Source organism: Nonomuraea sp. NPDC003201 (assembly GCF_053590415.1).
This window is the reverse complement of the sequence record NZ_JBSFTC010000512.1, coordinates 1-5,294: the sequence shown is the minus strand read 5'-3', so window position 1 is coordinate 5,294 and position 5,294 is coordinate 1. Positions and strand designations below refer to the sequence as shown.

Below are 5,294 nucleotides of genomic sequence, written 5' to 3'. Positions count from 1 at the left end.
GGCCAGGGCGCTGAGCGACGTGCTCGACCACCCGGGCAGGCGGGCGGCGCTCGCCGCCGCCGGGGCTCGCAGGGCCCGCGACAGGTACGGCTGGGCGCGCGTCGCCGAGCTGACCGAGGCCGTGTACACGCAGGCCGTCAACGGTACGGTGGGCCGCCTGGCCGCGCTCGGATACTGAGCGCCCGCGCCTAACGCTCGTTCCCGGCGCGCAGCCAGGCCAGGTAGTCGGCGACCGCCCGCTCGGGGTCGTAGGCGGGCTCGTATCCCGTGTCCTCGCGCAGGCGGGTGATGTCGAGCCAGGTGTTCCGCGCGGCGGGGTCGCGGCCCTCCGGGAGGCCGACGCGGGCGTCGGGGACGAGCTTCCTGATCGCCGCGGCGACCTCGCCGTTGGTCGTCGCCCTCCCGGAGGCCACGTTGTACGTGCGGTGCGCCAGCCGGTCCGCGAGCTGGAGCAGCGCGAGGGCGCGGCCGCAGTCCTTGGCGTAGCACAGGTCGATGCCGTCCTCCATGTACGCGCCGGCGCGCAGCGTGGACAGGTCGGGCTCGGTGCCGCGCGCGGCGGCGTGCACGAGCTGGGGAGCGGCGAAGAACGGCGACTGGGTGTGGCCGAGCGGCCCCCAGATGGCGCCGATGCGGTAGTGGACCACGTCGAGGCCCATGGCCCCGGCCAGATGGTCGCCGAGCAGCTCGCCGATCTTCTTGAACGCCGGGATCGGGTGGGGTGACGTCATCGGCAGGGGGAGGTCCTCCTGGAGCGGGCCCTCGCCGGTGACGCCGCCGTACACGCCGATCGTGCTGGCCAGGCCGAGCCGCGTCACCTGCCACTCGCTCGCGGCGCGGAACACGTTCAGGAGGCTCCGGATGGACTTGTCCGCGCCCTCCAGGGGCTGGTACGCGCCGGGCGGCCACGGGATGGAGCCGGCGAGGTGCACGATTCCGGTGATCTTGTGCCGCTCGCCGACGGCCAGGAGGGCCGCCTCGTCGGTGAGGTCGGCCTGCTCGACGACGACGGGCGCGTCCGCGAAGCTCTCGGGCAGCACGGCGGGCCTGCGCTGGACGAGCACGCAGGATTCGCCGAGGTCGAGCAGGGCCTGGGTGGTGTGCGTGCCGATGAACCCCAGCCCGCCGGTGATCAGAATCATGGTCAGCTCTCCAGATCGTCAGTGTGACTGACAATCAGTCTAACCCTAGAAGCGGTAGTGGAGAACCACGTTCCCCTTCCGCGACAACACCGCGCTGGGGGCGGTCAGGCGGTTCATCAGCCGCAGCCACGCCGGGAACCCGGCCACCTCGGGCTCCCGCGTCATCAGGACCTCCTTGACCAGCTTCAGCTTCGGGTGCCAGCGTTCGGGCTCCCGGGGGTCGTCGAGGCCGGGGAACTTGGAGACGTCGATGATGTTCTTGCCGACGGCGAACCGCTTCTGGGCCCACACGGCGAACCTGCTGTAGCCGTTGAAGGCGATCTCGCCGGTGGGGAAGTGGCCGATGAGGCGGTTCACCAGCGTGATCATCTCCTCCAGGGAGAGGAACGCGATCAGCCCGTCGGCGACGATCACCGCCGGCCGGTCGGAGGGCAGGCCGTCCAGCCACGCGGGGCCGGTGACGTCCGCGGCGAGGTCGTGGGGCCTGGCCGCATCCGGCAGCAGCCGCCGCCGGGCGGCGAGGACCTCGGGGAAGTCGACGTCGTGCCATTCGGCGGTGGGCGGCGGGGCGATGCGCAGCGCCCGGCTGTCGAGGCCGGCCCCCAGATCGAGGCCGATCGCGTCGGGGTGGCGGGCGAGGAAGCGCCGGGCGATCTCGTCCAGCTTCCTGGCCCGGTGCGCGATGTAGAGGGCGCTGGAGGAGGGGATGTGGAGCTTGCCGTAGTCGTAGCCGACCTTGCGGACGATCTCGTCGGCCATCCGGTCGCCCAGGACGGGGCGGGGCAGGCGGTTGTCGAGCGCCCTGCCGCACAGCGTCAGCCACAGGGTGTCCTGGAGTGGGGTCAGAGCGGGAATCGGGGTCGCCATCGGTCATTCGTCCCTGTTCTCCTGAGAGGCCTCCCAGGCGGCGGTGGCCGCCTTCAGCGGCGCGTCGTCCGCGTACAGGCCGTGGGTGAAGAGCTCCAGCGTGGGCAGCGTCATCCGGCGCAGGACCTCGGGGCCGAAGCCTTCGTGCCCGAGCGCGCGCGTCAGGGGTGGCGCCATGGTCAGCATGGCCAGGCTGGTCAGCACGGTGAGCACGGCCGTCGCCCGCACGTCCGAGGACGGCCGCACCGAACCCTCGGCGATCCCGGCCCGCAGGATCGCCTCCGACTCGGCCACCAGCGTGTCGACGAACCTGCCCCCCGCGGGGGTGTCCTCCTCGATCGCCCGGACCATGTAGCGCACCTTGAGCTGGTACTCCTCCGGGTCCGCCATGAACTCGCCCAGCAGGTTGGGCGTCCCGGCCTCGTGCGCCCGCCGTACCAGGACGCCGAGCACATGGTCGTCGCAGGCGCTCCGCAGCTTCTCCTTGCTGCCGAAGTGGTGGATGACCAGGGCGGCGCTCACGCCCGCGGTGGCGGCGACGGCCCGCAGGTTCGTCTTCTGGAAGCCGTCGCGGGCGAAGTGGGCGATGGCCGCGTCGCGGATCTTCGCCTGCGCGGTCAGGTCCGAATATGCTGAACACATGTTCAGGATGCTAAACGCGCGTTCAGTCTCTTGGCAAGGTTCTGCGTGCGGTTTTGCGCGCGCGAACACCCCGGCCCCGCTCGCGGGGTCGCCGCGGGCGGGGCCGGGGTGTTGCCGCCGTCAGGCGGGGACGGGATCGAGGCGCAGCTCGCGGACGATCTCGCGAGCGCTGGCATCCAGCGTCGGGCCGGCGTCGGCGCCGACGAACATCTCGAGGTAGGCCCGGTGGAAGCAGCCCGCGATCAGCAGTCGCGCGCTGGCCTCCGGGTCCACCTCGGGCCCTATCCGGCCGAGGTCCTGCTCGGCCGCCAGGTACGCGGCCAGCGGCGCGACCTCGGTGCGCGGCCCCAGCCCCGTGTCGCGGACGGCCTCGCGGAAGCGGACCGTCACGTTCGGCGAGGTGAAAGCGGGAAGTGCCGCACTTTGTACGTCGATGTAGTAATTAATGCCCGCTCGGGCAATGGGGAGAAGGTTGTCCGCTACGCACCCTTTTCCGATGCGATAGGAGAGATTGTGAAGAATGCTCAGCCAGAGCGGAAGGCGGTCCTGCAACAGCGCGAGGAAGTGGTCCACGGAGCCGCCGGAGCGGTCCTCCCGGAGGGAGACGGCCATCTCGAGGATGCGGCGCCTGGTGTCCTGACTTCTTTGATGCGGGTCAACATGGGAAGTCGCCATGGCGTGCCTAACGTGCGCGGTCAGTTGAGTAGGCATCACGGCGCGAAGCCGAGGGTGTTTTCTGGATTTATCGGGCTTTGTGTCTGGAGCCGCAACTTGGTGCAATCTTGTACGGCCCCGATTATTACCCGAAATCCCGAAAATTTGCGGTTTTTATCCCTGAGGATTAGCTGTCAGTGTCCCGGTCCCGGCGGCGCAGGTAACGCTCGAACTCCGCCGCGATCGCGTCGCCGCTGGCCTCGGGCAGCTCGGCGGCGTCCTTGCGCTCCTCCAGCTCCTTGACGTACTCGGCCACCTCGGTGTCCTGCGAGGCCAGCTCGTCGACGCCGCGCTCCCACGCGCGGGCCTCCTCGTCGAGGTCGCCCAGGGGCATGGGGATCTCCAGCACGTCCTCCAGGCGGCGCAGCAGCGCGAGCGTCGCCTTCGGGTTGGGCGGCTGGGCCACGTAGTGCGGCACCGACGCCCACAGCGAGATGGCGTCCAGCCCCGCCTCGCCGAACGCGTGCTGCAGCACCCCGACGATGCCGGTCGGGCCTTCGTAGCGGCTCAGCTCCAGGTTCGTCGAACGGGCCAGCGCCTCGTCCGTCGCGCCGCCGAGAATGGGCACGGGCCGGGTGTGCGGCGAGTCGTTGAGCAGCGCGCCCAGCATGACGGCCAGCTCGATGCCCAGCTCGCGGCAGATCTCGATGATGTCGGCGCAGAACGAGCGCCAGCGCATGTTGGGCTCGATGCCGCGCAGCAGCACGACGTCGCGCTCCAGACCCGGCGGGCGGGCGCGCAGCAGGCGCGTCGTGGGCCACACGATCGAACGCGTCAGCCCCTCGCCCATCTCCACGACGGGCCGGGTGACCTGGAAGTCGTAGTAGTCGTCCGGGTCGAGCGCGATCAGCGGCTCGGCCTTCCAGGCGGACTCGAGATGGGCGATCACACCGCTAGAGGCCTCGCCCGCGTCGTTCCACCCCTCGAACGCGGCAATGAGCACCGGGTCTACGAGCTCGGGGAGCCTTTCGAGCTCTATCACGTGTCGCCTCCTCTCTCCATCGTCTCGCTAAGCCTATGCGGTCGGGAGTGCTCGGCGTCACCGATCTCCCCGCGAATGCGCAACCCGCGTCTCACGTGCGAACGCGCCATCGCCGTCCCCTCAGGCGAACACCTCACCGCGCCTCCCCACCACCCATCCCAACCCGCCACTCAACCCGCCTGAAACCCCTACGCCGCCCCGCGTCACCCATACCTCCTGCACCCTTATCCCGCCTCCACCACCCGCAACCCCTCCAGCCCTCCCACACCCACTCGCTCTCCCACTCCCCACCCCTCCCACCGCACCCTCTCCTGCACTCCCACACCCGTCCGCCTCTCGCGCTCGGGTGCTTTCTCCGCCACCCGCGACCCTTCTGGCTTCCACTTGACTTCCACGCCGCCACGCCTCGCGGGCCCCACGTCCCCGGCGTCGCCGCCCTTCGCCTCCTGCGCTCCAGCACCGTCCGCCTCCTGCACACCCGTGCCTCCTGCGCCCTGTGCGCGCTCTGCACCCGATGCGTCCAATGCGGGCTGCGTGCCCAATGCGGTTGATGCGCCTTGTGTGAAATGTGCCGTTCTATGCGCCTGATATGCCCCCTGTGGCCACGTATCTACCCGCTGCGGCGCATACGTGATCTCCCCGCGACCTACGCCACCCGCGTCCCAGCCCGGGCGACGCCCGCCGGCTCCTCGCGCGCGCGTGCGCGTAAGACAAGCAGCGAAGGATCAGCGGCCGTCGGTCGTGCGGACGATCAGGACATCGCAGGCGGCGCGGTGGGAGACCGCGGACGGCACGGAGCCGAGCAGCCGCCCCGCCAGGCTGTTGAGCCCGCGATTGCCCACCACCAGCAGGTCGGCGCGGTGCCGGGCGGCCAGCGAGACGAGCACGTCCACGGCGTCCCCCTGCTCGGCGGCCAGGACCACGTCGGAGGCGCCGGCCGCCACGGC

The 5,294-nt window shown here is 70.8% G+C and carries 6 protein-coding genes; all 6 read right to left on the bottom strand.

The window, feature by feature from the left end:
• Window positions 1-188: 188 nt before the first annotated feature.
• A complete protein-coding gene (locus ACWDX9_RS59385) occupies window positions 189-1,142 on the bottom strand; it encodes an NAD-dependent epimerase/dehydratase family protein (RefSeq protein WP_449972498.1) in 954 nt (317 codons plus the stop codon).
• Window positions 1,143-1,187: 45 nt separating this feature from the next.
• Window positions 1,188-2,009 carry a class I SAM-dependent methyltransferase gene (locus tag ACWDX9_RS59380; RefSeq protein ID WP_449972495.1) on the bottom strand — a complete coding sequence of 274 codons (822 nt, stop codon included), beginning with the start codon at window positions 2,007-2,009 and terminating at the stop codon, window positions 1,188-1,190.
• Window positions 2,010-2,012: 3 nt separating this feature from the next.
• Window positions 2,013-2,651 (bottom strand): TetR family transcriptional regulator, encoded by a 639-nt coding sequence (locus ACWDX9_RS59375; RefSeq protein WP_449972492.1) that lies wholly within the window; start codon window positions 2,649-2,651, stop codon window positions 2,013-2,015.
• 120 nt (window positions 2,652-2,771) lie between these two features.
• Window positions 2,772-3,263 (bottom strand): hypothetical protein, encoded by a 492-nt coding sequence (locus tag ACWDX9_RS59370; RefSeq protein WP_449972489.1) that lies wholly within the window; start codon window positions 3,261-3,263, stop codon window positions 2,772-2,774.
• A gap of 229 nt (window positions 3,264-3,492) precedes the next feature.
• Entirely contained in the window at window positions 3,493-4,347 is an 855-nt protein-coding gene (locus ACWDX9_RS59365; RefSeq protein ID WP_363969777.1) for a PAC2 family protein, read from the bottom strand.
• 725 nt (window positions 4,348-5,072) lie between these two features.
• Window positions 5,073-5,294, bottom strand: a 222-nt coding sequence (locus ACWDX9_RS59360) for a universal stress protein (RefSeq protein WP_449972485.1), incomplete at its 5' end; no start/stop codon positions are given.

Bases quoted from the DNA above. Each gene is read 5' to 3' on its own strand.
- ACWDX9_RS59385 (WP_449972498.1), bottom strand. From the start codon at position 1,142: ATGATTCTGATCACCGGCGGGCTGGGGTTCATCGGCACGCACACCACC.
- ACWDX9_RS59375 (WP_449972492.1), bottom strand. From the start codon at position 2,651: ATGTGTTCAGCATATTCGGACCTGACCGCGCAGGCGAAGATCCGCGAC.
- ACWDX9_RS59370 (WP_449972489.1), bottom strand. From the start codon at position 3,263: ATGGCCGTCTCCCTCCGGGAGGACCGCTCCGGCGGCTCCGTGGACCAC.
- ACWDX9_RS59380 (WP_449972495.1), bottom strand. From the start codon at position 2,009: ATGGCGACCCCGATTCCCGCTCTGACCCCACTCCAGGACACCCTGTGG.